Origin of the sequence: Nocardia sp. NPDC051911, from assembly GCF_040681035.1 — a bacterium.
Lineage (GTDB): Bacteria > Actinomycetota > Actinomycetes > Mycobacteriales > Mycobacteriaceae > Nocardia > Nocardia sichangensis.
The window spans coordinates 136727-163002 of sequence record NZ_JBFAXY010000018.1 but is presented as its reverse complement, the minus strand read 5'-3'; the positions used below and the strand labels follow the sequence as shown (position 1 = coordinate 163002).

Annotated in this window: 22 protein-coding genes; 9 read left to right on the top strand and 13 right to left on the bottom strand. The window is 68.5% G+C overall.

Annotated elements, in window-relative coordinates; all coding sequences use genetic code 11:
- Nucleotides 1–77: 77 nt before the first annotated feature.
- Nucleotides 78–560 carry a hypothetical protein gene (locus AB0L97_RS22735; protein WP_364432691.1) on the bottom strand — a complete coding sequence of 161 codons (483 nt, stop codon included), beginning with the start codon at nucleotides 558–560 and terminating at the stop codon, nucleotides 78–80.
- Between AB0L97_RS22735 and AB0L97_RS22730 the strand changes: the two genes are divergently transcribed.
- Nucleotides 559–972 (top strand): hypothetical protein, encoded by a 414-nt coding sequence (locus tag AB0L97_RS22730; RefSeq protein ID WP_364432688.1) that lies wholly within the window; start codon nucleotides 559–561, stop codon nucleotides 970–972. The genes AB0L97_RS22735 and AB0L97_RS22730 overlap by 2 nt on opposite strands.
- Nucleotides 973–1213: 241 nt before the next feature.
- Here AB0L97_RS22730 and AB0L97_RS22725 read toward each other — a convergent pair whose 3' ends face one another.
- The 4 genes from AB0L97_RS22725 to AB0L97_RS22710 are packed head-to-tail and all read right to left on the bottom strand — an operon-like array spanning nucleotide 1214 to nucleotide 3811.
- Nucleotides 1214–1993, bottom strand: coding sequence for a hypothetical protein (locus AB0L97_RS22725; RefSeq protein WP_364432685.1), 780 nt, complete (start codon nucleotides 1991–1993; stop codon nucleotides 1214–1216).
- Nucleotides 1994–2039: 46 nt separating this feature from the next.
- The gene (locus AB0L97_RS22720) at nucleotides 2040–3293 is read right to left on the bottom strand and encodes a hypothetical protein (protein ID WP_364432682.1); all 1254 of its coding nucleotides are present in this window, start codon (nucleotides 3291–3293) and stop codon (nucleotides 2040–2042) included.
- Between the two features lie 15 nt (nucleotides 3294–3308).
- A complete protein-coding gene (locus AB0L97_RS22715) occupies nucleotides 3309–3608 on the bottom strand; it encodes a hypothetical protein (protein ID WP_364432679.1) in 300 nt (99 codons plus the stop codon).
- The gene (locus AB0L97_RS22710; protein WP_364432676.1) at nucleotides 3590–3811 is read right to left on the bottom strand and encodes a hypothetical protein; all 222 of its coding nucleotides are present in this window, start codon (nucleotides 3809–3811) and stop codon (nucleotides 3590–3592) included. The genes AB0L97_RS22715 and AB0L97_RS22710 overlap by 19 nt, the downstream gene beginning before the upstream one ends.
- Nucleotides 3812–3913: 102 nt before the next feature.
- Between AB0L97_RS22710 and AB0L97_RS22705 the strand changes: the two genes are divergently transcribed.
- The 4 genes from AB0L97_RS22705 (at nucleotide 3914) to AB0L97_RS22690 (ending at nucleotide 6283) form a co-directional block, all read left to right on the top strand.
- Nucleotides 3914–4423 (top strand): hypothetical protein, encoded by a 510-nt coding sequence (locus AB0L97_RS22705; RefSeq protein ID WP_364432673.1) that lies wholly within the window; start codon nucleotides 3914–3916, stop codon nucleotides 4421–4423.
- Nucleotides 4407–5552: a hypothetical protein gene (locus tag AB0L97_RS22700; RefSeq protein WP_364432670.1), complete on the top strand. Its 1146-nt coding sequence runs from the start codon at nucleotides 4407–4409 to the stop codon at nucleotides 5550–5552. The genes AB0L97_RS22705 and AB0L97_RS22700 overlap by 17 nt, the downstream gene beginning before the upstream one ends.
- A gap of 81 nt (nucleotides 5553–5633) precedes the next feature.
- Nucleotides 5634–5891, top strand: coding sequence for a hypothetical protein (locus AB0L97_RS22695; protein WP_364432667.1), 258 nt, complete (start codon nucleotides 5634–5636; stop codon nucleotides 5889–5891).
- Nucleotides 5891–6283, top strand: a complete 393-nt coding sequence (locus AB0L97_RS22690; RefSeq protein ID WP_364432664.1) for a DNA-binding protein — start codon at nucleotides 5891–5893, stop codon at nucleotides 6281–6283. Before AB0L97_RS22695 ends, AB0L97_RS22690 begins: the two co-directional genes overlap by 1 nt.
- Before the next feature lie 160 nt (nucleotides 6284–6443).
- Here AB0L97_RS22690 and AB0L97_RS22685 read toward each other — a convergent pair whose 3' ends face one another.
- From AB0L97_RS22685 to AB0L97_RS22660, 6 genes are all read right to left on the bottom strand, one after another.
- The gene (locus AB0L97_RS22685; RefSeq protein WP_355077297.1) at nucleotides 6444–10274 is read right to left on the bottom strand and encodes a multifunctional oxoglutarate decarboxylase/oxoglutarate dehydrogenase thiamine pyrophosphate-binding subunit/dihydrolipoyllysine-residue succinyltransferase subunit; all 3831 of its coding nucleotides are present in this window, start codon (nucleotides 10272–10274) and stop codon (nucleotides 6444–6446) included.
- 106 nt (nucleotides 10275–10380) lie between these two features.
- Nucleotides 10381–14181 carry an ABC transporter ATP-binding protein gene (locus tag AB0L97_RS22680; RefSeq protein WP_364432660.1) on the bottom strand — a complete coding sequence of 1267 codons (3801 nt, stop codon included), beginning with the start codon at nucleotides 14179–14181 and terminating at the stop codon, nucleotides 10381–10383.
- 51 nt (nucleotides 14182–14232) lie between these two features.
- Nucleotides 14233–15015, bottom strand: coding sequence for an ABC transporter permease (locus tag AB0L97_RS22675; RefSeq protein WP_356967224.1), 783 nt, complete (start codon nucleotides 15013–15015; stop codon nucleotides 14233–14235).
- On the bottom strand, nucleotides 15012–15998 hold the full coding sequence (locus AB0L97_RS22670) for an ATP-binding cassette domain-containing protein (protein WP_364432656.1): 987 nt from the start codon (nucleotides 15996–15998) through the stop codon (nucleotides 15012–15014). The genes AB0L97_RS22675 and AB0L97_RS22670 overlap by 4 nt, the downstream gene beginning before the upstream one ends.
- Nucleotides 15995–16726 carry a hypothetical protein gene (locus AB0L97_RS22665; protein ID WP_355077290.1) on the bottom strand — a complete coding sequence of 244 codons (732 nt, stop codon included), beginning with the start codon at nucleotides 16724–16726 and terminating at the stop codon, nucleotides 15995–15997. Before AB0L97_RS22665 ends, AB0L97_RS22670 begins: the two co-directional genes overlap by 4 nt.
- Nucleotides 16727–16864: 138 nt before the next feature.
- The gene (locus AB0L97_RS22660; protein WP_355077288.1) at nucleotides 16865–17890 is read right to left on the bottom strand and encodes a glutathione S-transferase C-terminal domain-containing protein; all 1026 of its coding nucleotides are present in this window, start codon (nucleotides 17888–17890) and stop codon (nucleotides 16865–16867) included.
- A 38-nt stretch (nucleotides 17891–17928) separates the two neighbouring features.
- On the opposite strand from AB0L97_RS22660, the gene AB0L97_RS22655 reads away from it, so the two are divergent.
- Nucleotides 17929–18723: an enoyl-CoA hydratase/isomerase family protein gene (locus AB0L97_RS22655; protein ID WP_364432651.1), complete on the top strand. Its 795-nt coding sequence runs from the start codon at nucleotides 17929–17931 to the stop codon at nucleotides 18721–18723.
- Between the two features lie 92 nt (nucleotides 18724–18815).
- Entirely contained in the window at nucleotides 18816–20051 is a 1236-nt protein-coding gene (locus AB0L97_RS22650) for an AMP-binding protein (RefSeq protein WP_364432648.1), read from the top strand.
- Nucleotides 20052–20058: 7 nt separating this feature from the next.
- On the opposite strand, the gene AB0L97_RS22645 is transcribed toward AB0L97_RS22650, so the two are convergent.
- Nucleotides 20059–20805 carry a tyrosine-protein phosphatase gene (locus AB0L97_RS22645; RefSeq protein ID WP_355077283.1) on the bottom strand — a complete coding sequence of 249 codons (747 nt, stop codon included), beginning with the start codon at nucleotides 20803–20805 and terminating at the stop codon, nucleotides 20059–20061.
- 415 nt (nucleotides 20806–21220) lie between these two features.
- Between AB0L97_RS22645 and AB0L97_RS22640 the strand changes: the two genes are divergently transcribed.
- The gene (locus tag AB0L97_RS22640) at nucleotides 21221–21703 is read left to right on the top strand and encodes a TetR family transcriptional regulator (protein ID WP_355077281.1); all 483 of its coding nucleotides are present in this window, start codon (nucleotides 21221–21223) and stop codon (nucleotides 21701–21703) included.
- 43 nt (nucleotides 21704–21746) lie between these two features.
- Nucleotides 21747–22925 carry an amino acid deaminase/aldolase gene (locus AB0L97_RS22635; protein WP_364432643.1) on the top strand — a complete coding sequence of 393 codons (1179 nt, stop codon included), beginning with the start codon at nucleotides 21747–21749 and terminating at the stop codon, nucleotides 22923–22925.
- Here the strand turns inward: AB0L97_RS22635 and AB0L97_RS22630 are convergent.
- Nucleotides 22895–26272: an AAA domain-containing protein gene (locus AB0L97_RS22630; RefSeq protein ID WP_364432709.1), complete on the bottom strand. Its 3378-nt coding sequence runs from the start codon at nucleotides 26270–26272 to the stop codon at nucleotides 22895–22897. The two genes, AB0L97_RS22635 and AB0L97_RS22630, sit on opposite strands and share 31 nt — an antisense overlap.
- Nucleotides 26273–26276: the final 4 nt, after the last annotated feature.

Sequence of the window (26276 nt, the reverse complement as noted above, 5' to 3'; positions counted from 1 at the left end):
CGGACAACACCTCTTTACCAGCAGTTCCGCTGTCCCAACTCACCATCCCACGCCGGTTGACAAACCCAGCCCACCCGCTAACTGCGCGGCCTTGGGGTTAGGCCGCAAACCGTGAGGAGAGAGCCGAGGCTGGCCCGCAGATCGGGCCGGACCGCGTCCCACGGTATATCGGTGCGGAGCCAGTCGACTTTTCGCACCTGCCGGAATTCCTTCGGCTCGTCCTGACGGAATTCATACGAACCGCTGACTCTGCCGACCGCCAAGTATCCGGCATGGGTCTTGAGAGGCATCACCACGAGATCGCCGTACTGGATCTCGGTCTCGAATTTCCACAGCTGTCCGGCCCAATTACCGATCAACGCTCGACCGGCGTCCGGGTATGCCTGACGCAGAGCCGATTTGAGCTCATCCCAGGTTCGGTACCGGCTGAGGTCACCCACCTCGTCCCAGCCTAGGATGGCGAGGCCGTGCTGTAGCGCGCGGGCCTCGCGTTCCCCGCTTCGCCCAGCGCGGATCAACCAGGCCTGTTGTTCTCGCACGCGGTGCGCGTCTTCGGACATGATCGTGTATTCCCTCCCACTACAGTTCGCCGAACCCGGTTCGATTCATACCGGAGATCGCAGGTCTCCGCTCGGATTTCGACAGGATCAGCGGGTACGGCCGGTTCGAGGCAATGAATACCGGCGGGCCGGTTTTGCGGCCGCTGAAGACCCTAGAGAAGTACCGCCACGTTACTTGCAATTCATCGCATCGACGACCTACAGGATGATCCCTTCGGTGCACACATTCCGCAGGACAATTGGCACCACGGAGAAGGCGACGGACGGGCAGTTCTGCAAAACGGAAATCACGGCGGCCGACACGGACGTGGCAACCATTCGCCTTGGTCAGGTCGAAGGAGAACTCGGCATCGCCGATAATCCGATCACCAAGCTCCCCTATCGGGATCTGGTACTAGCGGCGGCCCATTGAGACGACATTCCTCTGCTGCCAGATAAGTCGACAGGTCCAGCCGGTGTTCTCCCAGCCGGGGAGCATCGGCCCGCCTGGAATTGTGTCCAGCCGAGTCGTTCGAGCGGGCTGCCGGTGGCCGTCCCCAGCTGGGCGCGATTGTCAGCGCGATAGCGCGACGAGTCCGATGGCGGTATCCGTGGCGGCAGCCGATCTCGTCGAGCCGGGTGAGTGGCGGCTGCCGGAATCCGCTGCGGCCGAGTTACCGCGGCACGGTTGTTGTCGAGGTCGGAGCGGGGTCGACGAGTCGTACCTCCAAAGGGGCAACGTTTGCGTCGAGACGTACGGCAGGGCTGTAGACACCGTCGGGAGGAAGATACCCGCGGATGTACGCGGCTCGTTGAACCGCACCGTCTTTTGTGAACACGAGAATGCTGCCACGCTCGGTGAAGATGGGTTCCATCTCGACCGGAGCGCCGACGAACGCCTCGACTTTCGCACGGGTGTCGGCGGTCACGACGTAGACCCGGTCCCAATCACCGCCGGTGAGATCGCGGAGCAGAGCTGAGCCGTGCGTGCGGAAGAGTTCGTCCTTCTTCGCCTCCAGATCGGTGTCCTCCATCAGGTGTGGACCTGTGGGTCGAGGCTCCACGAATTCAAGGTAGCGCGGGTAGCCAGGCGCCCGAAGCTCGACGTCTGCGGTGTAGAGGCCCGAAATCAACGGCACATCAACCCAAGTCGCATGCTGAACGCCGTTACCTCGCGCGAAGATCAGCACTGACGCGCCACTTTTGGAGAAGGTGTCCTCCATCTCCACTGGTGCACCGACTTCTCGCTCCACCTGTTCCCGGCCGAGGTATTCCTGCTGGTACACGTAGACGCGGTCCCAGCTTCCGCCGGCAAGGTCGCGCAGTGGCGCGGAGCCGCCCTTCCGCCACAGGTCGTTCAATCGTGCGGACAGCGTCTTGTCCTCACTCAGGTGTGGTGCGAACGGGCCGCCGCCCACGTATGCCAAAAGTCCGACCACCGCCAATACCGGCACAGCGACGAGAGGAACGCCCCACAGCACCCTGCGAAGCCACTTTCCCTTAGTAGTAGGTTCCGTTCTTGGGCTCACCGCGCGTCACCTCCGGGTCGTGACCACCTCGCGCCGGGGGCTCTTTGTCGGTAATCCCCGTGTCGCCGAATGGCACCTGGTTGCTGTACTTCAGTTGACCGTCGGGGCCGACGACAACCAATTGGCCGCTTTCTACCGCCTTCTTCACAAGCTCCTTCAGTTCGGTGGGCGACGCATTCGGATGCTCGGCTTGGATTCGACGACCGACCTCGTTGTTGTGCAGGTCCATCGCCTCCGCACTCGCGTGTGAAGTCGGACCGTCGATGCGCTCGTGCGCAGTCGTGTACGCGTTTGCCCAGTCTTGACCGAATTCTTTGGACAGCAGAGTGTTCCAGTAGGCGTGCCGGAATGCGTCGGCGTGACCGTCGCCCACGCCGCCCGCACGCGGCTTGTCCTCGAAGATCGTCGTCCCCTCCTCCGAGGCGGCCTGCTCGATCATGGCGAACGCCAGGACCCCATGCAAGTCCAGTTCGGACAGCATCCGCGCCTCACTGGCGGTAACTCGTCTGGGCTCGAATCCGGCGGCCGCCAGTGCCTTGCCGAACGCGCTGTCCGGATCCGTAGGAAACATGACCGTTCCGTCCGGATCGGGTGTGACATTGTATTTGGCCAGCAGACGCTCATGGAGCGTCGCCGGTCCTGCCCCGGCGGGTCTGCCCTTGATCTCGGCTACTTCGGCTGGATCGGTCGCGAAGCGGTCCGCTGCCGACGACGGTGCCAGCAGTCGAATATCTCTGATCACCTGAGTGATCTGGGGAGCCCACGTTTCCATGGAGGAACCGATGTGCTTGGCTTGAGCCTGCAGACTGACGGTGTCATTGGTGGCCCGATCCTTGTCACCGCCGTCAGGCGCATGAACCGTCCAGTCCTGGTCAACCGTAAAGCCCTCGGACATGAGCAGCAGCGCTGTGGACGTCAAAAATGAGACGGCGTAATACATGTCGTTGTAAGCGCCGATCGCCAGTTCACCGAGCCGACCGTGCGCATCGGCGATCCTGCGAACGTCCTGGTATTCCTGATCGGCGCGATCTGTCGCGGCGCGGCTCGCGGCGCCCGACCACTCCAGTGCCTGGATCTGCCTGCGCATCGCGTCGGCCGTGGCGTTGAGCCCTTTCTCGACATTCTCCGCACGTTCGCCGAGCGCCTTCAAGGCCGATACGTCCAACGATCGAGACTCCGTACCAGCAGAGATGCTGATGAGGTCGGCGAGCTTCGGAATCCACATCGGTAGGTTCTCGATTCAGTTCAACTCGCCCATGGCGTTCAACTGGTTGGCCAGATCGACGTCCACGCCGTGGAACGTTGTCGCCGTGAGATACAGCAGATGGGCCATCCATCGGTACCGTTTCTCCATCACGATCTTGGCCTGCTCGCTCGCGCCATCGGCGTCGCCGAGCGCGGTGGCGATCGGCGAATCACGCAGAGACTTGATGCAGTCAGCGGCATCCAGACGTGGCGTCTTCACTGGATCTTTGACGTCGTCGGCAATGAACTCCAACACGCGCGCTGCGTCTGTCAGCGTCACGGGGTCGATCTGCACTCCAGCCACCCCCACAGCAACGGTCCCGGAGCGTACAGCGTACATAGCGGCGTGACCAGGCTGCCAGAGGTGGGGTGTGAAGTCGCTTCTTCAGGCGAGTAGCCGGTCGAGATTCCGAAGCCTGCGGTGAACCCTCTACCGTCGAACTCGTTGTTGGGCTTGCCGATCAACAGGTCATGGCCGTAGCGCTTGCGCGGCATCATGCTCCATTCTGTGTGCGGGCTACCGGGATGTGTGTGACCATGTCTTGCTCCAGACCTGCGTCACCAGGGGGAATAGTGAGGCAACACCGGAAAGAAATGCTGGTGAATACTATTCGCGAATTGGTCGCGAATCGCCGTATCTCGACCGAGGAGCTGCTCGCTCAGCTCGACGTCCGGGGGTTCCGGCGGCTGGAACCAACGGATCTGTTCATGCTCTGTCATGAGCACCGCATCGCGGAGTTCGACAAAACGACGGAGCACTGGTACGACCCGGGGCGTCCGGAAACGATGGCGGCCAGCGGGACCGCGGATCGGGCCCACGACGCGGTCGCGGACAAGTCGGCCAAGACCAGCGCGGTGTTTCGTCATGAGCTTCACCTGCTGCGTGAGCGTGTCGTTCGGACCTTTGAGGCGCCCGTGACCGCTGCCAGCCCAGTCGCACCCGGCTGGAAAGATATGGCCACAGCCGCACGCTCGGCGCTGATCCGGGAGAAGAGCGCGGTCGTCAGCAAGACGGGATGGCAGAACATCGAGCTGATCGACGGAGAGATTTTGGCCCGCAGCAAAGTTCGATTTCGACTCCTATGCTCGTTCCGTGAATCCACTGCCTAGATCGGTTGCCGAGAGCTGGGCCGATTCCCGAAATTTCGATGCAGCAGTTCTTTTCGCGGAGGCGCGAACAGTGGCGCTGCCGCCTGGTCAGCCTGTGCTGAGCGGTTGGTACCTACTTCGATTCCACGATGACAGCTTCTATGTCGGCGAATCTGTGAACCTCCGGGGCCGGATGGCCGGGCACCGCGCGAAGTGGGGCGAGGAGATCGCCACGGTGCGGTTTCGGCCGGAGATAGCGTCGAAACAGAAACTCAAGCGGCGTGAGCGGACCTTCACCCATGAGTTGGAGGCGCTCGGCGTACCGCTGCGGAATGTGATCAATGCGAGAGCCACCGCTGGGCGCGACGCCCTCGAGGAATTGCTGCCCGTCGGTGAGCAGGATCGATGGCTGGCCGACCCGCTGGTCTACAACGCCGCCGATGCGACGCCGCTGAAGCCGATGCCGGCGCAGGAGGTCCGATACGCGGCAAACGCGCGTCGGTACCAAGCGAGGCCGGGGGCTGATGAGGTCACCGCGCTGCTTCGCACCTTTTTGGACTCGTCGGTTCCCGTGCCGCGCGCGACTGAGTTCCAGTATTGGTCGGTCAGCACAGGCACCTACAGCGGCCAGCGCCGTTTCTGTGTGAGTGTCGGTGCGATGGAGGTATTCGTTGTCTCCGATGATCTGTCGGGCTTTCTCAATGTCCGCCGCAGCCTGCTGGTTCCCACCGTCGAGGCCGAACGCAAATTTCTGCGTCGGCATCCTCGGGTGCGGTTGTCGTATGGCGAGTATGCCGACGCGGGCAGTGACGACATCTCGGTGCAGTGCTCGACTCTGGACAGTCTCCGGCGCCTTGTCGATGACCCACACGTCACCACCGCCGCGGCCGGATTGGTTCTCGACATCATGCGTAAGCACTTCTGCATCTACACCCGCTACCACTGTCCGCAACTGGTGCAAGCGGTGTACCCCGAACACCCGCGGCCAGGGGTGCCGAGGGATTCCGCGACGAAAAGCGCCGAAGCCGTGCCGCAGCCGTCCGCATTTCAGGACAGCAGCGAATCCGTCGACGACGGAGGCATGGGTATCGCTCAGGCATTTGATGCCGATGGGTTGAGCGGTTCGGTAACTGGTGAAGGGAGGACATGAGTTGCGCTTAGTCATCAGCGTGGCGGCCGAGGTGAAGGGCGCTCCGGCCGCACTGGTCCTACCCTTGGTAGCATTTAGGACATGGGTGGTAGTAAGAAGTACTCGATCAGCCTCCCGGAGGAGCTCGCCGAGCAGGCTCGCGCCCATGTCGGTCCCGGCGGCTTCTCCGCCTATGTCGCCGAGGCGTTGGAGCAGCGTGTCGCGATGGACAAACTGGGGGAGTTGGTGGCCGACTTCGAGAAGGGCGACGAGCCGTTGACTCGTGCGGAGATCGATCAGGCGCGGGCGGAGTTGGGCTTCGAGCGGCGGCGTCGGGGTTCGCGCGGATCGGCCGCCTGATGTCGGATGTGCTGTTCCTCGACAGCGAGGGGCTGTCCATGCTGTACCGGAAGGATCGCCGCATGCTTGCGTGGGTGCAGGCTGCGAAAGAGGACGGCGTGCGAGTGGCCACCACGGCTATGACGACGGTGGAAGCCGACTACAGCAAGGTGCATGCTGCCCGGATCGCCTGGACGTTGTCACAGATCGATGTTCACGCCGTAACGCGAGAATTGGCCGCGCACGCCGCTGCGCTGTTGCGCGAGCACGGCCTTGGTGGGCACAAATACGCGATCGACGCAGTTCTGGCTGTGTCGGCCCGCTCGGTTCGTGGGCTGGCGACGGTGGTGACGTCGGACCCCGAGGACATGTCGTTGCTGTGCGGTCCGAAGATCGAGATCGTCAAGGTGTGAGCTTGTTCGAGGCGTGAGCAGCGATCGGCAGAGCCAACGACCTGTGCCTCAGCCCTGACACCTTCTTCGACGTCCTAGAACTCAACTCAACCCCGCAGTACGAAACCGGGCCGGGTCGCTCGAAGGATTGAGCGATCCGGCCCGGCGTCACAGCAGGCGACTAACTAGTCGGCTCGAACGCCTCCGCGATGATCTCCGCCTGCTCCACCGCGTGCACCTTGCTCGACCCCGAGGACGGGGCCGACATCGCGCGGCGGGAGATGCGGCGCAGTCGGGTGTTGGCGAAGCGGGGTGGGAGGGTTTCGGGGAGGTTGAGGCCGAAGAAGGGCCAGGCGCCCTGGTTGGCCGGTTCTTCCTGGACCCAGGCCAGGTCGGTGGCGTTGGGGTAGCCCTCGAGGGCCTCGTTGAGGCGGCGGACGGGCAGCGGGTAGAGCTGCTCGATCCGGACGATGGCGACGTCTTCGCGCTTCTGCTTGGCCTTTTCGGCGGCGAGTTCGTAGTAGAGCTTGCCGCTGGTCATCAGGACGCGCTTGACCTTGCTGCGGTCGCCGATGCCCTGCTCGTAGCCCGGTTCGTCGAAGACCGAGCGGAACTTGCTCTCGGTGAAGTCCTTGAGGTCGGAGACCACGGCCTTGTTGCGCAGCATCGACTTCGGGGTGAAGACGATCAGCGGGCGGCGGATGCCGTCGAGTGCGTGGCGGCGCAGCAGGTGGAAGTAGTTGGCCGGGGTGGACGGCACCGCGACGGTCATCGAGCCTTCCGCGCACAGTTGCAGGAAGCGTTCGATGCGGCCGGAGGTGTGGTCCGGGCCCTGGCCCTCGTGGCCGTGCGGCAGCAGCAGCACGACGTCGGAGAGCTGGCCCCACTTGGCCTCACCGGAGGAGATGAACTCGTCGATGATCGACTGCGCGCCGTTGACGAAGTCACCGAACTGCGCTTCCCACAACACCAGCGCGTTGGGGTTGCCCAGCGAGTAGCCGTATTCGAAACCGACGGCGGCGTATTCGCTCAGCGCCGAGTCGTGCACGGCGAACCAGCCCGGGTTCTCGCTGCCGATGTTGTGCAGCGGGGTGTACTCCTCGGCGGTCTTGCGGTCGATGATCACCGCGTGGCGCTGGGTGAACGTGCCGCGGCGGGAGTCCTGACCGGTCAGGCGCACCGCGCGACCCTCGTCGATCAGCGTGCCGAAGGCGAGCAGCTCGGCGAAGGCCCAGTCGACCTTGCCCTCGTAGGCCATCTCGCGGCGCTTCTCCAGCACCGGCTTGACGCGCGGGTGCACGTTGAAGCCGTCGGGCACGTTGAGGAACGCGTCGCCGATGCGCTGCAGGATCGACTTGTCCACGGCCGTCACGACGGACGCGGGCACCGGCTGGTCGCCCTCGACCGACTCGCTCGGCTCCGGCGAGTACTTCTCCAGCTCGCGGACCTCGTTGAACACCCGCTCCAGCTGGCCCTGGTAGTCGCGCAGGGCGTCCTCGGCCTCTTTCAGCGAGATGTCGCCGCGGCCGATCAGGCTCTCGGTGTACGCCTTGCGGACCGAGCGCTTGGTGTCGATGACGTCGTACATGTACGGCTGGGTCATCGACGGGTCGTCGCCCTCGTTGTGGCCGCGACGGCGGTAGCAGATCATGTCGATGACGACGTCCTTGCGGAACTTCTGCCGGAAGTCGACCGCCAGGCGGGCCACCCAGTCGCACGCCTCCGGGTCGTCGCCGTTGACGTGGAAGATCGGCGCGCCGATGAACTTCGCGATGTCGGTGGAGTACTCGGTGGAGCGGCTGTTCTCCGGAGCGGTGGTGAAGCCGATCTGGTTGTTCACCACGATGTGGATGGTGCCGCCGACCCGGTAGCCGCGCAGACCCGACAGGTTCAGCGTCTCGGCGACCACGCCCTGACCGGCGAACGCGGCGTCACCGTGCAGCATCAGCGGCACGACCGAGAAGCCCTCCGGGCCGTCGCCCTTGTCCAGCAGGTCCTGCTTGGCGCGCGCCAGGCCCTCGAGGACCGGGTCGACCGCCTCCAGGTGCGAGGGGTTCGCGGTGAGCGAGACCTCGATCTCGTTGTCGCCGAACATCTGCAGGTAGGTGCCCTGCGCGCCGAGGTGGTACTTCACGTCGCCGGAGCCGTGGGTGGCGGCCGGGTTCATGTTGCCCTCGAACTCGGTGAAGATCTTCGAGTAGGGCTTGCCCACGATGTTGGCCAGCACGTTGAGCCTGCCGCGGTGCGGCATGCCGATGATGACCTCGTCGAGGCTGTGCTCGGCGCACTGGTCGATCACCGCGTCCATCATCGGGATGACGGCCTCGGCGCCCTCCAGCGAGAAGCGCTTCTGCCCGACGTACTTGGTCTGCAGGAAGGTCTCGAACGCCTCGGCCGCGTTCAGCCGGTTCAGGATGTACTTCTGCTGCGCGACCGTCGGCTTCGCGTGCTTCTGCTCGACCCGATCCTGGATCCACTGCAACTGCTCGGGCTCGAGGATGTGGGTGTACTCCACGCCGACGTGGCGGACGTAGGCGTCGCGCAGGACGGACAGCACGTCGCGCAGCTTCATCTGGTCCTGGCCGTGGAAGCCCGCCACGTTGAACGTGCGGTCCAGGTCCCACAGGGTCAGGCCGTGCTGGGTGACGTCCAGGTCCGGGTGGCTGCGGAACTTGTCCTTCACCAGCCGCAGGGGATCGGTGTCGGCCATCAGGTGGCCGCGGTTGCGGTAGGCGGCGATCATCTCCAGCACGCGGGCGCTCTTGTCGACAGCGCGCTCGCGGATGTCCTTGCGCCAGCGGATCGGCTCGTACGGCACGCCGAGACCGTGGAAGATCTCGTCGTAGAACTCGTCGGCGATCAGCAGCTGGTGGATGGTGCGCAGGAAGTCACCGGACTCCGCGCCCTGGATGATGCGGTGGTCGTAGGTGGAGGTGAGCGTCATCAGCTTGCCGACGCCCAGATCGGCGATGCGCTCGTCGCTCATGCCCTGGAACTCGGCGGGGTACTCCATCGCGCCCGCGCCGATGATCGCGCCCTGGCCGTTCATCAGGCGGGGCACCGAGTGCACGGTGCCGATGGTGCCCGGGTTGGTCAGCGAGATGGTGACGCCGGAGAAGTCCTCCGCGGTGAGCTTGCCGTCGCGGGCGCGGCGGACGATGTCCTCGTAGGCGGTGTGGAACTGCCCGAAGGTCATCGCCTCGCAGCCCTTGATGGCCGCGACGACCAGCGATCGGCTGCCGTCCTTGCCGGGCAGGTCGATGGCGAGGCCGAGGTTGGTGTGCGCGGGGGTGACCGCGTTCGGCTTGCCGTCGATCTCGGCGTAGTGCCGGTTCATGTTCGGGAACGCTTTGACCGCCTGCACGATGGCGTAACCGAGCAGGTGGGTGAAGGAGATCTTCCCGCCCCTGGTGCGGGCGAGGTGGTTGTTGATGACCAAGCGGTTGTCGATCATCAACTTGGCCGGGATGGCGCGCACGCTCGTCGCGGTGGGGATGCTCAGCGAGGCGGACATGTTCTTCGCCACCGCGGCGGCGGCGCCGCGCAGCACCTTGGACTCGTCGGCGGCGGTGTCGGCCTGCTTCGGGCCGGAGGTCGGCGCGGCGTTCGAAGTCGGCGCCGGGGTGGTCTGCGGTGTGCGTGTCGTCACAGCGGCGGGCTTGGCAGCGGCCGGTGCGGGCTTGGCGGCGGCCGGTGCGGGCTTGGCGGCGGCCGGTGCGGGTGCTTTCGGGGCCGCGGGGGCGGCGGCAGGCTTGGCGTCGTTGCGCGTGGCGGCGGCGGGCTTGGTGGCCGCCGGAGCCGGTGCGGGAGCGGCAGCTTGCGCGGTCGCGGGGGCGGGCTGGCTGTTGCCGGTGTCGCCACTCGCGTCAGGCGTGTAGTCGGCCAGGAACTCGTGCCAGCTCTCGTCGACCGATGATGGATCTTGTTTGAACTTCTGATACATCTCGTCGACTAGCCACTGGTTCTGTCCGAACTGGGATGTTGAGCTGCTCACAGCAGGTGTTCGCCTCATTTCGTTCTTCGCGCTGCGACGTTTGTGACGTGCCCGGCACGGGGATCAGCGGATTGCGCGCCGATGCGCCCTATCTGAGGATAGGCCCAGCAGCAAATCGGCCGATTCACTGACCACCCGACACCCCCGACCCTATTGGTGATGACCCGGCGTCACCCGAGAATATTCCCTCCGACGCCTGTGCCGCTGCCCAGAGCCGGGCATATGGCCCACCTGCGGCGAGCAGCTCCGTATGCTCGCCGAATTCCACGATCCGCCCGTGGTCGACGACCGCGATCCGGTCGGCGCGCGCGGCGGTGCCGAGCCGGTGCGCGACGATCACCGTGGTGCGGTCCCGGCTCAGCGATCTGCTCGCTGCCAGCACCGATGCCTCGGCGTCCGGGTCGAGCGTCGCGGTGGCCTCGTCGAGCAGCAGCAAGTCCGGAGCGACCAGTTCGGCACGGGCCAGCGCGATCAGCTGCCGCTGCCCGGCCGACAGGCCCCGGCCGCGCTCGCCGACGGGTTGTTTCATGCCGAGCGGGAGGCCGGCGATCATCTCCGTCGCGCCCACCGCCGCAGCCGCCGCGGCGATCTCGTCGGGGGTCGCGAATGGTTTCCCGAATGCAATGTTGCTCGCCACGTCGCCGGTGAACAGGTGAGCTTCTTGGGGGACGATGCCCAGCCGCGAGCGGTAGTCGGCGAGGCGATAGTCGCGCACGTCGACGCCGTCCACCCTGATCGCGTCGGGAGCGTGTCCTTCGGCTGCTGCGGCGGGCACTCGCGTGCGCTCGCCGGAATCCGGGCGCAGGTCGTACAGCCGCGCGAGCAACTTGACGACGGTCGACTTGCCCGCGCCGGTCGGGCCGACGAGAGCAAGGCTGGAACCCGCCGGAATGCGCAGCGACACACCGTCCAGCGCGGGAACACGACTTCCCGGGTAGTGGAAACGGACGTCGTCGAACGCCACGTCACCCCGCAGCGCGGGTCCGATGGTCACCGGGTGGGCCGGGTCGGCGGCGATCGAGGAGGGGGTGCGCAGCAGGTCACCGATCCGGCGCAGCCCGACCCTGGCCTGCTGGTAATTGTCGAACACCTGGGACAGCTGCAGGATCGGCACGAACAGCAGCTCCAGATACAGCACGAACGCGACCAGCGTGCCGGCGCTGGTCGCACCGGTGGCGACCTCGCGCGCACCGAAGAACACCACCGCCGCCAGCGCCACGTCCGCCCATCCGACGACGAACGCGAAGTACAGCGCGATCGCCCGCTGCGCCCGCAACCGGCTGTTGCGGTAGCGCTGCGAGTACTCGGCGAAGCGGCGGGCGGCGCGCGGCTCGTGCCGGTTCGCCTGCACCGCGCGCAAGCCCGTGACGTTCTCCTGGAAGTCGGCGTTGACCGCCGACACGTGCTCGCGCGACACGGTGTAGGCGGCGGAGGACACCCGCCGGAACAGCACCGTCGCTATCGCGAGGGCGGGCACCGTCGCCAGCACGACCAGAGCCAGCGATACGTCGATGACCAGCAGCGCGACCGTGATGCCGACCAGCGTCAGCAGCCCGACCAGACTGGTGGCCACGCCGGTCTGCAGGAAGGTCGACAGCGCGTCGACGTCGGTGGTCATCCGCGTCATGATCCGCCCGGACAGTTCGCGCTCGTAGTAGTCCAGGCCGAGTCGTTGCAGGTGTGCGAAGCTGCGCACCCGCAGGGCGAACAGCACGCGTTCCCCGGTGCGCGCGGTGAGCAGCGTGGTGGCCGCGCCGACCGCCAACCCCGCCGCGGCCAGTACCGCGCCGAGCAGTGTCGCTCGGACGAGTGCTCCGGCGTCGTCGCCGAGCACGCCGCCGTCGATCGCGTAGCGCACCAGCGGCGGGAACGCGATGGCGATCGCCGCGTCCACGGCCAGCAGCGCCATCACGGTCAGCACCAGCCCGCGGACGGGACGCAGCAGGCGGGTGAGCCGGAAACCGGGATCCGGCTCGCGAATGCGTTCGCTGTCCGTGTCCGGCTGCTCGGTGGCAGGTGGCAGCCGCTCGATGGTTCGGCGCAGCTCGGGCGTCTCGCTGATGTCGGCTGCCGCCGCACCGAAGCGACGGCCGGCGGATCCGTCGCCGACTCGCCTGCCCGTGGCCGAACTCGCGTCCGGCTCGGGAGCGGGGTGTCCGGCGGGCGCGGGCAGCCGGATCACGCGATCGGCGTGGGCGAGCGTCGACTCCCGGTGCGCGAGGATGAGCGTGGTCCGTCCGCCCTGGTCGGGCAGCGCGTCGAAGATCGCCGCCTCGGTCACCGCGTCCACCGCGGAAGTGGCGTCGTCGAGCACCAGGATGCGCGGACGGGCCAGCAGCGTCCTGGCCAGCGCGATCCGCTGACGCTGGCCGCCGGAGAGGGTGAGGCCGCGCTCGCCGACCACCGTGTCGTAGCCGTCGGGTAGCTCGGCGATGAATTCGTCCGCCGCGGCCTGGACGGCCGCCTGCCTGATCTCCTCGTCGGTGGCGTCCGGTCGCCCGAGCGCGATATTGGCCGCGATGGTGTCGGAGAACAGGAACGGATCGTCGAAGACGACGCCGATGGCGGCGCGCAGGTCGGCGGCGCGCACGTCGGCGATGTCGACGGCCTCGCCGATTCGGGTCCCGGCTCGCGAAGTCGGGGCTTTGATCGCGTCGACCGCGCCCGCGTGCGGCGCGGTGGGGTCGGTGAACAGCCGGATACGGCCCGCGTCCGGCGCGTAGAAGCGCGGAAGCAGTAGAGCGAGTGTCGACTTGCCCGAGCCCGCCGGACCGATGACCGCCACCGTCTCGCCGGGCCGCACGCGCAGATCCAGTTCGCGCAGCACCGGCCGCTCGGGATCGAAGCCGAAACTCAGCGCATCGAGCTCGATGCCGAGTGGGCCGTCCGGCAGCTCGACCGGGCGTTCGGGATCGGCGATGACCGGGGCGGTGTCGATCACTTGGAAGACCCGCTCGGCCGCCGCCCTGGTGAGCTGCGCCATGACGATCACCGAGGAGAGAATGCGCGCGGTGCCGGTCATGACGGCGACGTAGGCGGCGAACGCGACGAAGGTGCCGATGCCGATGCTGCCGTGCAGCGCGAGCAGTCCGCCGAGCGCGATGACCGCGACCATCCCGAGCTGCGGGATCGCCGCGACGGTCGGCGCGAAGCGCGCGTCGATCCGTGCGGCGCGCATCCGCTCCGCGAACAGCTTGCGACCGTGCCGCTCCAGCAGGTCGACCATCCGCGCTTCCTGGCCGAAGCCTTTGACCACCCGTACCCCGGTGACCGTCTCCTCGACGTGCTGGGCCAGATCGGCGGCACGCTGCTGCGCGGACCAGGTCGCCGCGTGCAGGCGCGGCCGCATGCGGTAGACCACCAGGCCGACCGCGGGCACCACGAGCAACGCGACGGCGGCCAGCGGCGGGGAGAGCCAGAGCATGACCGCGGCGGCGAGCCCGAATTCCAGCAGCGCCATGCCCGACAGCGGCACCATGGCCAGCAGTCCTTGGACGAGCTGCAGATCGGTGATCGATCGCGACACCACTTGGCCGGTGCGCAGGGTGTCCTGACCGACGCCGTCGAGCCGCTGCAGTGCGCCGAGCAGCTGCACCCGCAGGGTGTGCTGCACGTCCAGCGACAGCCGCCCGGCCAGCCAGCGCCGTCCGAATCCGGCTCCGGACCGGCTCACGGCCACTACCAGGATCAGCCCGGCGACCACGCTGATCGCCGCCGTGTCACCGATCCCGGCCGCGTCGACGGCCCGCTTGGTCAGCAGCGGACCCGCTGTCTCGACGATCGCCCCGCCGAGTACCGCGGCGGCGAGGCCGCCCAGCACCGCGCGGTGCGGTAGGCATTCGGCCCACAGCCTCCGTATCCAGCCCGGACTGCATCCCCCGTCCACGTCGTTCGCCCGTCCCCTTCGTCGTACCGCGTTCGTCATCGACGGTACCGACACCGGCCGACAAGTCGTTGTTCCCGGCGGGTCCTAGGATCACAGATCGCGGGTGCGCAGATTCCACCAGCTCGCGGCGCCCAGGCCGATGGTCCACAGCAGCAGGACCACCACGGCGGCCGGAGTAGGGGCGAGAAAGTCGCTGTCGGGATAGGAACCGACCGCCACGGTGCCGACGGTGGCGGAGACGGGCAGCAGGGTGACCACGCCCGGAATGCCGAGACCGCGCGCGATCAGCCAGATCAAAGGCTCGGCGACGACACTCCAACCGAGCAGCAGCGCCGCCGCCTTGGTCGAGGACCGCAACAGGATGCCCGCGCTCGCGCCGATCAACGACCAGCAGACCGCGGCGAGCAGCCCGCCGCCGAGCACCGCGAAGAACTCCCCGGTGACCGGGACCTTGCCGCGCCCCACGCCGAACAGCGCGCCGGCCGACACCAGTTCCACCGCCAGCGCCGCGGCCAGCGCGCAGCCTCCGATGACCAGGAACTTCGCGGCGGCGAGCCGGTCGCGGTCAGGGCTGAACAGCGTGGTCACGGCCATGCTGCGGTACTGGTACTCCGCGCCGGTCGCCAGCGCGCCGAAGACCGCCGCCGCCAGCACGACGAAGGCGAGGCCGAAGTAGAGCCCGATCGTCGCGGCGCCGGTGGCGGGCTGGCCGCGCGGATCCGGCGGCCCGGCCAGGCTCGCCGACGCGACGCTCGCCAGCAGCGCCACGACGATCGGCGCTGCGGCGAGCGTCCGGCCGCGCGGCATGGTGACGACCTTGCGCACCTCGGAGTTGACGTTCGGCACCAGGTCCGTGGGCAGGATGGCGATCATCGTGGGATCCCGTAGGGCGTCGGCGAGGGTGGCTGGGCGGGCGCGGAGAGGCCCGGGTAGTGCGGCGCAGGCGTGGCGGTGGGTCTGGTCAGCGACGCGAGCACGCGGTCGGGGTGGATCGGGTCGGGCACGATGCTATCGATCCGCACCTGCGCCGCGGTGGCCGCCGTCCTGATCTGCGCCTCGCTCGCCTCGGCGACGGCGAGGCGGCCGTCCGGCCGGATCACCGCGTCCGTGAATCCTTGTGCCGCAAGCGTGGTGGCCAGCGCGATGGGAGTGGACGCGGCGACGACCAGCCGGTCCGGATGCCCGCGCCGCAAGCGCGCCGGAGTGCCCTGGTACACCACCGCGCCCTCGCTCAGCACGACCAGTTGGTCCGCGGCGGGCAGCACCGCGCCGAGACTCTCGCTGGTCAGCAGGACGCTGCCGCCGCGCCGGGCGTGCTTGCGCAGAAAGTCGTGCAGCCAGCCGCGTTCGGCGGGGTCGAGTCCGTCCATCGGCTCGTCCAGCACCAGCAGCGGGGGGTCACCGAGCAGCGCGGTGGCCAGGGCCAGCCTGGTCTGCTGCCCGATCGACAGGGCGCCGATCTTCGTCCTGGCGTGTTCGTCCAGTCCGACCAGCTCGAGCACTTCGGTCACCCGGCTGTCGACGACGTTCGCCGCGGCCGCGTAGACCCACAGGTGTTCGCGCGCGGTGCGGGCCGGATGCAGTCCGCGCGGCGCGAGGACGCCGCCGATCACGTTCGCGGAGCCCGCGGTGTTTCCCCGGGAACCGGGCCCGCCGACGGACGCCGTTCCCGAGGTGGGAGCGAGCAGGCCGAGCAGCACCCGCAAGATAGTGGTCTTGCCCGCGCCGCGCGGGCCCACCAGTGCGGCGATGGTGCCGGAGGGCACGGTGAAGCTGACGTCCGTCACGGCGGTCGCCAGCTCGTACTGCTTGGTCAGTCCCCGGACCGCGAACGCGATCGGCCGCGTCCCGCTCATCGCGGAGTGGCCGGAGGTCGCGGCTTCGCCGGGTCGATCGCGGTGAGCGGATCGGCCTCGATGACCAAATGGCGGTCGACCGGCCAGGTGGTGGGCGGCGGCCCGAATGCCTTGCGCGCGTTGGTGATCGTGGCCTTGCCGAGGGCGCGGTTGCCCGCGCCGCCGATCACCGCGCCGATGCCTGCGGGCAGTACCTTGCCCGCCATCAGCGCCGCGCGCTTGGTGATGAACCGGATGATGAACCGCTTCAGCAGCGAATCGTTCATGCTCGACAATCCGGGGATGCGGTTGGCGAAGGCCGAGCCCCAGTTCTTCGCGGAGGTGCCGACGCTCTTCTGCACGATCTGCATGCCGCTCTCACCCAGCACGACCGCCAGCACGAGCGCCCTGCGTTGCTCCTGGTCTTCCGGCGTGATGCCGTGCACCGAGGCCACCGCGAGGGTGAACACCGCCGACGCCTCCATGAAGAAGGTGGTCTCCGCGCTCACCGCGGCGATGGCCGCGACGGTGCCGACGCCGGGGAAGGCTGCGGTCGCGCCGACCGCGCTGCCGCTGCCGGTCACCGCGAGCAGGTACTGCTTCTCCAGTCGGTCGACGATCTGTGCTGGGCTCTCACCAGGGTGGGAGCGGCGAATGCGGTCCACGTACTTGGCGACCGCGGGGGCCTGCAGGCGGGACCCGGTGTCGAGCAGTTCGACCACCGTCTTCTCGAACGCGCCTTTGAGCATCGGCGGCATCCTCCTCTTCCGGTCTGCTGGGTAGAACTGTATGGCACCGGTTGCCGTCAGCTCGTCATGACAACGAAGTACCCAGCCGCATCGGTTCCACCGGCGGCTGCCTCGCTTTCGACCCGGGCGGGTGCGTCCTTACGCGGAAGTGTGGATCGCGGGCACGCGTTCGCCCGATGCCGGAGGGGGAGGTGGGGTTCCGTCGCCGAACGGCCTGCCGCCGAGAGCCTCTCGGCCGTGCGGGGTCAGCCAGTTCGCCAGGTCGGGGCCCTTGGGGATGATCCCGGTCGGGTTGATGTCCCGGTGCACCACGTAGTAATGCCGCTTGATCTGCCCGAAGTCGATCGTGTCGCCGAAGCCCGGGGTCTGGAACAGGTCGCGCGTGTACGCCCACAGCACCGGCATCTCGGCGAGCTTGGTCCGGTTGCACTTGAAGTGCCCGTGGTAGACCGCGTCGAAGCGGGCCAGCGTGGTGAACAGCCGGACGTCGGCCTCGGTGATCGTGTCGCCGACCAGATACCGTTGTGCGGCAAGGCGTTCGGAGAGCCAGTCCAGCCGCGCGAAGAGCCGGTCGTAGGCGGCGTCGTAGGCGTCCTGCGTACCGGCGAACCCGCAGCGGTAGACGCCGTTGTTGACGTCGCGGAAAACGGCGAGGTTCACCTCGTCGATCTCCGCGCGCAGCGGCTCCGGGTACAGCTGCGGCGCGCCGGGCCGGTGGTGCGCGGTCCACTCGGTGGAGAAGTCGAGGGTGATCTGCGCGTAGTCGTTGGTGACCACCTGGCCGGTCGGCACGTCCACGATGGCGGGCACCGTGATGCCACGCGGGTAGTCCGGGAACCTGGCCAGGTAGGCGTCGCGCAGCCGCGGGATGCCGAGCACCGGATCGACACCACCGGGGTCCAGATCGAAGGTCCAGCTCAGCTTGTCGTGCGTGGGTCCGCACAAGCCGAGCGAGAGCACCGGCTCCAGTCCGAGCAGGCGGCGCACGATCAGCGTTCGATTGGCCCACGGGCAGGCTCGCGCCGCGACGAGCCGGTAGCGCCCCGGCTCGACCGGGTAACCGTCGCGGCCGTCGGCCGTGATCCGGGTGGTGATGTAGTTCGTGTCGCGTTTGAACTCGCCGGGCTCGACGTAGGAACCGGTTTTGCTGGCCGACTTGGTCACATCGACAGTCTTCCAGATCGACCTCGTACGCTGACCGGATGAGTGAAACGAAGGCCACCCGTCTGGAACGAGACGTCACCGACGGCGGAGCGGAGGTGGCGACCCTCACGCTCGCCCATCCGCCGCTCAACCTCTTCGACCGGTCGATGCTGGACGCGCTGGTCGAGGACATCGCCGAGCTGTCGGCGCGGCCGCCGCGCGCGGTGCTGCTGCGCGCCGAGGGCAAAGTGGTCTCCGGCGGCGTCGACGTGCACGTCTTCGACGGCCTGACGCCCGAGCAGGGCGCCGAGTTGTGGCGCACCCTGTTCGCGCAGATCATCCATCCGCTGGAGGCGCTGCCGTGCCCGGTGGTGTTCGCCGCCCACGGGTTGACCCTGACCGCCGCCTTCGAGATCGCCCTCGCCTGCGACATCCTGCTCGCGGCGCCGAAGGCGAAGTTCGGGCTGGTGGAGATCGTGGTCGGGCTGACCCCCTCGATGGGCGGCCCGCAGCGTCTCGCCGAGCGCGCGGGCTCGGGGCGGGCCCGCGAGTTCGTGATGACCGGCGACCTCTACGACGCGGCGACCATGGCCGAGTGGGGCGTGGTCAACGCCGTGCACGAAGACCTCGACACCGCGGCGCGAGCGCTGACCCACCGGCTGGCCGATGGCCCGACGAAGGCCAACGCGGCGACCAAGAAGATCATCGAGGCCTGGCGTTCCGGCGGTGTGGCACATGCGGATTCGGTGACGCCGGAGGTGTCCGGCGAGCTGTTCGGCACCGAGGATCTGCGGGGCGGCGTGCGCAGTTTCCTCGAGCAGGGTCCGGGGAAGGCGCGCTACGCGGGCCGGTGACAGCTAGGACACGTTCATCGCCTATTCCAGCGAAGTTGTGACATGCGTCATATAGTCGCAGTGCCTGATAACTCGAGGCACGCGGAGGACGAATGTCGCAGTTGCTCGTCGAATATCCCCTCACCGGCCCGCACGTCTGGGACAACCCGCTAGCTCGGGGCGCCGACGGGGTGCTGCGCTACGGAAACCTCACGCCCGCGCTCACCGAATTACTCGATCTTCAGGTGCACGCGTTCGGGAGCCGCGAAGCCGTGGTGGAAGTCGGCGGCCCGCGCCTGACCTACCGGGAGCTGTGGCACTCCGCTTCCCGCATCGCGGGCGGCTTGCAGGAGCACGGCATCGGATACGGGGACCGAGTCGCCGTCCACCTGCCCACCGGCGCTCGATGGGTGCAGGCATTCCTCGGCGCACTGCTCAGCGGAGCGGTACCGGTACTGGTGCACGACGGGCTCCCGGAGTCGGTGGCCGAGCGCGTGATCGCCGACAGCCGTGCCGATTTCGTGCTCGGCGGCAAGGGCGCCGAGACCGAGCTGCCCGACGGCGCCGCCTTTATCGATGACGGCGCAGCACTGGGCGACCTGGCGCTGCTGTGCTACACGAGCGGAACGTGCACGCCCAAGGGCGTGGAACTGACCAACGAGAACCTGCTGTCGGCCGTGCGTTCGGTGGTCGCGGCGCTGGACCTGCCGACCGACGGCCTGCGCAACCTGGTGCTGTTGCCGTTGGCGCACGCGGGCGGCTGTGTCGATCAGCTGTTGCCGACCTTCGCCGTCGGCGGCACCGTGGTGCTCACCCGGGACACCCGAGGCATGGCCGAAGCCGTCACCGCCGAGCGCGTCGACATGGTCTCCGCGACGCCGCGGATCTTCGCGGGCCTGCTGCCCCGGCTCACGGAACTGCGCTCCGACGGATTGCGCACCGATGGCATCGCGCGGATCAGTAAAGCCGGTCATCGCGCCGCGTCTCCGGCCGCCCTCGCGGCCGAACTGCGCGGCGTGTTCCCCGCCGCCAGGCAGTGGTCGGTGTGGGGCGCGACCGAGACCAGCGGCATCGGCCTCGCGGTGGACGACGCCGAGCGAGCGGACTCGTCCGAAGCCGCCGCGGTACTCGGTTTCCCGTTCGGCGGAACGGAATTGGCGCTGTGGGGCCCGCGGGCGACGGCGGGGCGCGGCGAACTGCTGTGCCGCGGGCCGAATGTCACCCCGCGCTACTGGGACGACCCGACCACGACCGCGGCGCGGTTCACCGGGACCTGGTTCCACACCGGCGATCAGGTGACGATCGACGAAGACGGCTTGGTGCGCAGGGAACCGGTGCCCGTCGAGTGACCCTGTCTCACTCCAGCATTCGCTCGCGCAGCCGCCCGAGCAGGTCGGGCGTCAGTCCGATCGTCGCGAGATAGCCGTCCAGGCCGCCGTGCAACTCGCGCATCGAGGCGGTGGCGATGTCCAGGTATTCCTCCCGCACGCCGAGCAGGTCGATGGAGAGTTCCTCACCGCCGAGCAGCTTCGCCGTCATGAGCGCGCGCAGCGCCGGGACGGCTCCGTTGCTGAGCAGGTAGTCGGCCTGCACGTCGGTCTCTGTGACGCCGACCGCGCGCAGCAGCGTGGCGACGGCCCACCCGGTGCGATCCTTGCCCGCCGCGCAGTGCACCAGCACGGCGCCGTCGCCGCGCAGGACGGACTCGGCGAGGGACGCGATGGCGGCATGCGCCTCGGGAAGTGCCGGGAACATCCGGTAGACCTCGAGCATGTGCGTGTAGGCGGTCTGCGCGGTCGCCTCGTGTGGCGGCGCCTCGGCCATGCGCGAGTCGAACGGGGTGATGCTCAGCCGGACGTCCGCGGGCAGCCGGTCGGCGCCGATGTGGTCGATCTCGCGCTGTCCGCGCAGGTCGTGGACGGCGCTGACGCCCAGGTCGCGCAGCGCGGCGTGGCCCGCGTCGTCGAGTCCGCTCAGTTGCGCCGAGCGCAGCAGGACGCCGGGACGGACCTTGGCGCCGTCGTCGGTGCGCAGCCCGCCGGTGTCTCGGAAATTGAACGTGCCGGAGAGGAAGTACTGGTCGGCGGGGGGCGAGAGAGTCACCGATCCAGGCTATCCGCAGCGCGGAACGAACAGGTGTCGGTAGCGGATCGAACCTCCCACGATAAGCTGACCGTTTTGAGAGGTTCCACTGTGGGATTCGCCACAGGATTTGGGCTGCTCGGCACCAGGACCGTACCGTTGTCAACGGTCTGCCGAGTGGCCGAGCGCCGCCGAGATCCACCGTCATAGCGCGATTTCCGGGTGACACGGCCTGATCGCATACCGATCGCGGTTGGGTAACAAAACATTCTTTCAGTCTGGAATTACCCATCGAACCCGTTCTCAAACCCCGGAAACGCTCTACCATTGGTGAATGTTGGACCGGGCAGCTCAGGTGTTTCCCGATGTTGTCCGCCCTGTTCAGCGAGTCGCGCCGACGAGGTGCGTGAGTTCTTTCGCCGAGAGGGAGTCGTCGTTGAGCGCACGTGGAGAAGTGATAACAGAAATCCGGCTACGACCTGCCGTCATCGAGGCGGTCGAAGCGGCGGCGGCCACGGTCGACTACAAAGGCCTCCGTGCGCTGCGCGTGCTGCTGCACGCGGGAGTCAGCGCCTACTGGCCGCTGGTCAAGGCCACGCCGGAGAGGCAGATCAGGTCGTATGAGATGACCCTGCAGGCGCTGCGCGCCCGCTGGGCGGTCAAGGCCGACTGCTTCCCCGATCCGATCGCCACGGAGTTCTACCAGGAGAAGGACGCGGAAGTCACCGCGTTCCTGGAGATGTGTGCCGAGTTGTCCGGAACCCAGTGGCTGGAGCCGGTGGAGGCGATCGCCTGCAATGTCGTGTCGATCGTGCAGGGCACGGTGCTGCGCTGGCTGGCCGACTGCAACGACGAGACCATGCTGGTGGTGCTCGACGAGATGGTCAGCGGGCTGGCCGCCAAGGCCGCGGAGCTCTGACAAATACTGGACGTTTGACCAACTTGGTGGTTGAGTTGTCCGGGTGACCGAGACGTCGCCGATCGCGGGGCTGCATGCGGCCACCGCCGAACTCGACCCGCCGCTGGCCGCCCTCGACCTGTCCACCCTGCGCGCGAACGCCGCCGATCTGGTGCGGCGAGCCGGTGGCACACCGGTGCGGGTGGCCAGCAAATCCGTGCGCTGCCGTGCCGTGCTCGCCGAAGTCCTCGGCGCCGATCTCACCGCGGCGGGCGGCTTCGCGGGCATCATGTCCTATTCCTTGCGCGAGGCGCTCTGGCTCGTGCGCCACGGGGCGCGCGATGTCCTGCTCGGCTATCCGAGCGTGGACCGCGCCGCGCTGGCCGAACTGGCGGCCGACGACATCGCGCTGCGCTCCATCACCCTGATGATCGACGACGCCGCGCAACTCGACCTGATCCGCGCCGCCGTCGGCTCCGATCGCGTGCGGCCACGTGTCTGCCTCGACGTGGACGCCTCCCTGCGGATCGGCCCGCTGCACCTGGGCGTGCGGCGTTCCCCTGTTCGCACGCCGCAGCAAGCGGCCACGCTAGCGGGCGAGGCCCGGCGGCGAGGCTTCGACGTGGCGGGCGTGATGACGTACGAGGCGCAGATCGCGGGGCTCCCGGACGCCAATCTCGCTGTGCGTCTTGTGAAGCGGGCGTCCGCGGCGGAGATCCGCAAGCGCAGGGCCGAGGTGCTCGCCGCGGTCCGGTCGGTGGCCGGCGAACTCGAGATCGTCAACAGCGGCGGCAGCGGATCCATCGAGGTCAGCGTCGCCGATCCGGACGTCACAGAGGTGACCGCCGGGTCCGGGCTGTACGTGCCGACGTTGTTCGACGGCTACCGGTCCTTCACGCCGAGACCGTCGCTGTATTTCGCGATGCCCGTGCTGCGGCGTCCCGCCACCGGCATCGCCACAGTCTTCGCGGGCGGGTACATCGCCTCCGGCCCCGCAGGGCGGTCGCGAGTGCCCAAACCGGTGTGGCCGCGCGGGTTGAAGTTGATCGGCACCGAGGGCGCGGGCGAAGTGCAGACCCCGCTGTCCGGCGCCGCGGAACTGCGGATCGGCGACCGGGTGTGGTTCCGGCACGCGAAGGCCGGTGAACTGTGCGAGCGATTCGGCACCGTGCATCTGGTCGACGAGGACGGCTCCCGCGTCAGCGCGCCGACCTATCGAGGCGAGGGCGCCTGCTTCGGCTGACCCGCGCCGGTCAGCCGCAGGAACGCGCCCAGATCGGCGAGTTCGTCGGGGTTCGCGGGCAGGTATTCGGTGAGCAGCGGTGAGCGGATGACGATCGCCTTCCACATGGCCCGGCACAGCGCGTGGATCAGCCCGCGCGACAGCAGCGACGGCATGCCGTAGGGAGCGTCGGCGGGGGAGGAGGTGGTCATGGACAGCAGCACCACCGCCGCCTCCCGGCCGCGGAAGCGATCCGGCGTGCCCACCAGGACGTCCTCGATCTTCGCGCGGGCCAGCAGCGTCCGGATGCGTCCCACCTGAGCGGCGTACGGAGCGACCACGAAGATGTCGTGGGGGTGCAGCCTGCGCGTGGTCGCGCCGCTGGTCCATGACATGCCGAGCAGCGCGCGGACCCGGCGCACCACTTCGCGCGCTTCCGCGGGCGACTCGGTGGCGTTGCCGTAGTGGTCCACCAGGACGGTGTCCACCCCGGGGTCCTCGCCGTGCAGTTTCCGGGCCAGGGTGACCGTCTCGCTGGCGCGCAGGCGGCCGTCGTAGTACAGGCGGGAGACGGGTTCGCACACCGCCGGGTGCATCCGCCAGGTGCGGTCCAGGAAGTAGCCGCGCTCGGTGGGCAAGGTCTGGCGTCCGTCCGCCAGCCAGCCGAGCACCGATTCGCCGACCGGGGCCGGATGCGCGCCGCGCGCGGTGGACGCCACCGGATCGCCGAGCAGCAACAGATTGCGCGCGCACTCCGCGACGGACACCGTCTCGGCCAGCGGGAAGCGGCCCGCGTCGGCGATCACGAGCAGGTCGAGGCCCGCGCGGGGCACCAGATCCTCGTTCGCGAAATCGGCCGGTTCGCCGCCGAGGACACAGCCGCTGATCGCGTTGTCCAGGAATCGCGGGTAGCGGACGGCGTCGATCACCACCCACTCCGGTGCGACGGTCGCCGCGTCCTTCTTGGCGACCAGTTCCGGCAGCACACCCGCCCGCACCACCGCGTCGAGCAGGTTCTCCACGGTGGCGGGTGTTTGCGCGAGGATGCCGATCCGCCACTTGTTCCGAGTGATCAGCCGCTCCAGCACCCGGGCCGCGGTCGCGGTCTTCCCGGTGCCCGACGGACCCTGCACCGCGACGTAGGAGTGATCCAGAGCGCACAGCGCGGCGGTGATCGCCGCGGCGTAGTCGCCGTGCACCTCGGGCAACCGGACGTCGCCGTGCAGCCGGGGCGGGCGGCGCGCGAGGATGTCGAACACGGCCGTACGCGGCGTTTCCGGCAAGGTCATCAGCAATTGCTGCGCCGCGAGTTCGATCGCCAGTTCGGCGTTCTCATCCCAGTCCGGCAGGCCCGGCGCGATCGCGGAGGGCAGTTCGTCGTAGGGTTCGCAGCCCTCCGGCAGCGATTCCTCCAGCCGGACGGTGTCGTCGAATTCGGCGTCCACCGAGCAGCCGAGCACCGTCGCGGTAGCGGTCGCCCGCTGCCCCGCATCGGTCACCATGCCGGCCGGCATCGGTTGATCGTAGAAGGTGTAGACGGCGGTACCCGGGGTCAGCGCGCTCGGGCCGGGGGCGCCGCTGGAACCGGTGCCGATCCGTCCGGTCAGGGTGAGATAGCGCCGCATCCCCGGGCGGTCGGGGCGGCGATGCCACTTGGTGTCGACGGTGCCCCAGTCGGCGACCAGCACTCCCGGGGCCTGCGCCCATTCCTCCACCGGATGACTGAGCCGGTCGGCGTGCGCCCACCACAGCGGCTGCCGCTCGCGCCGGTGGTAGCCGAGCGTCGCGGCCATCAACGCGGCCGGATGCAGCGGATCGCCCTGCGCGGCGGCGTATTCCGCGAGCGCGGCCTCCAGCGACGACGGCCGGGACGACGGCGGTGCGGGCTCGCCGGCGACCGCTGAGGTGGACCGCGCGTCCGGAGTCCGGGTCCGGGTGGCGATGCGTTGCTCGGCCGCGCGATCGAGCAACCAGTCGCGCAACCGCAGCACCGTGTGGCAATCGTGTTCCGCGGCAGCCGGATCGGTCACACCGGGAAGCAGTCGGCGCAGGCCGCCGAGCCGGTAGGAGGACTCGCCGACGAGCAACGCGCCGCGGACGATCGGATACAGATCGACCAGAACGCCCTCGCGCAGCAGTTCGTCTACCAGTTCCTCGTTGACCCCGTGCCGTCCGGTGCAGCGCAGCAGTGCCGTCCGCACCGCCGCGGAGTAGTGGTAGACGTGCAGGTCCGGATCGATCCGGCGGCGCTGGGTCAGGTAATCGAGCACCTGCTCGAGCACGCGGCGTTCGGCGGCCGCGGCGCGGCCGGGCTCGCTCGAACCGCTCGGTCCGCGCAACGAGAGGTGCACCGTGTCCGGGCCGCCGACCTCGACGACGAGCGGAGTCCGTCCGCCGCCCGAGACGGTGAGCGAGAGATCGCCGGGGGACGGCGCGGGCAGCGCCCCGAGCACGGTCGCGTCGAGCACCGCGTAGGTCGGCTCGCCCGAAACTTCGCGGCGCAGCTGGGTTTGCGCCTGGCGGCGCAGCGCGGAAACGGTGCGCGGCGGCACGCCGGGCACCGAGCTCTCGGTGGTGGCCAGCCGATCGATGGTGTTCACCCCCGCTTCGCGCAGCCGGGCGCGAGCGGCGGGCGGCATACCGGCCACGAGCAGCAGATCGCGCGCGGCGGAGAGGGCATCGACACAGGTGCGGCAGCGGCCGCAGGCGAGATAACGAGGATCGCCCCACTGCACGGGCAGCAGTTCGCCGAGCTTCTCGTCCACGATGCGCTCCACCCGGCTCCTGCGCGCCCGATACAGCGGAAGCAGCTCGCTCAGCGCTCCGGCGCTGCTCTCCGTGCCGAGATGCAGCCGGACCAGCGGTGCGGTGAGCGCGCCCGAATGGTCGAGTGCCTCGGCGCAGGCGGCCAGTTCGAGCGCGGCGGCCACCCGATCGGCGGTCGTGGACGCGATGCCGTGCACGGTGTAGCGGACCCGATGTTCGGCTCGCACCAGAAAGTCGGCGGAGCAATGGAATCGGCCGTCGAAGAAGGTCGCGCCGTGCACCACGTGCGCGCCGGAGCGCAGCGCGGCGACCGTGTCGGCGTGCGCGGCGGTCAACGCCGCGACATGGCGGCCGGGTTCGCCCGGTTCGTCCGGGGGGCGGTCGATCTCGACCATTGCGCCGCCGAACCGCGCGCGGTAGTCGTCGAGCAGGCGTCGACGGACGTCATCGGTTCCCGGAGCGGGTTCGTACCCCGATACGGCGCTGCCGGGGTCGGCCGGGATGGTGCCGAGTTCGGCGTCGAGGGCGCGCAGCAGGGCGAACTCGCAGTGCGCCGCGCGGACGAGATCGACGGCGGTGCAGACGACACGATCACCGAACACGAAC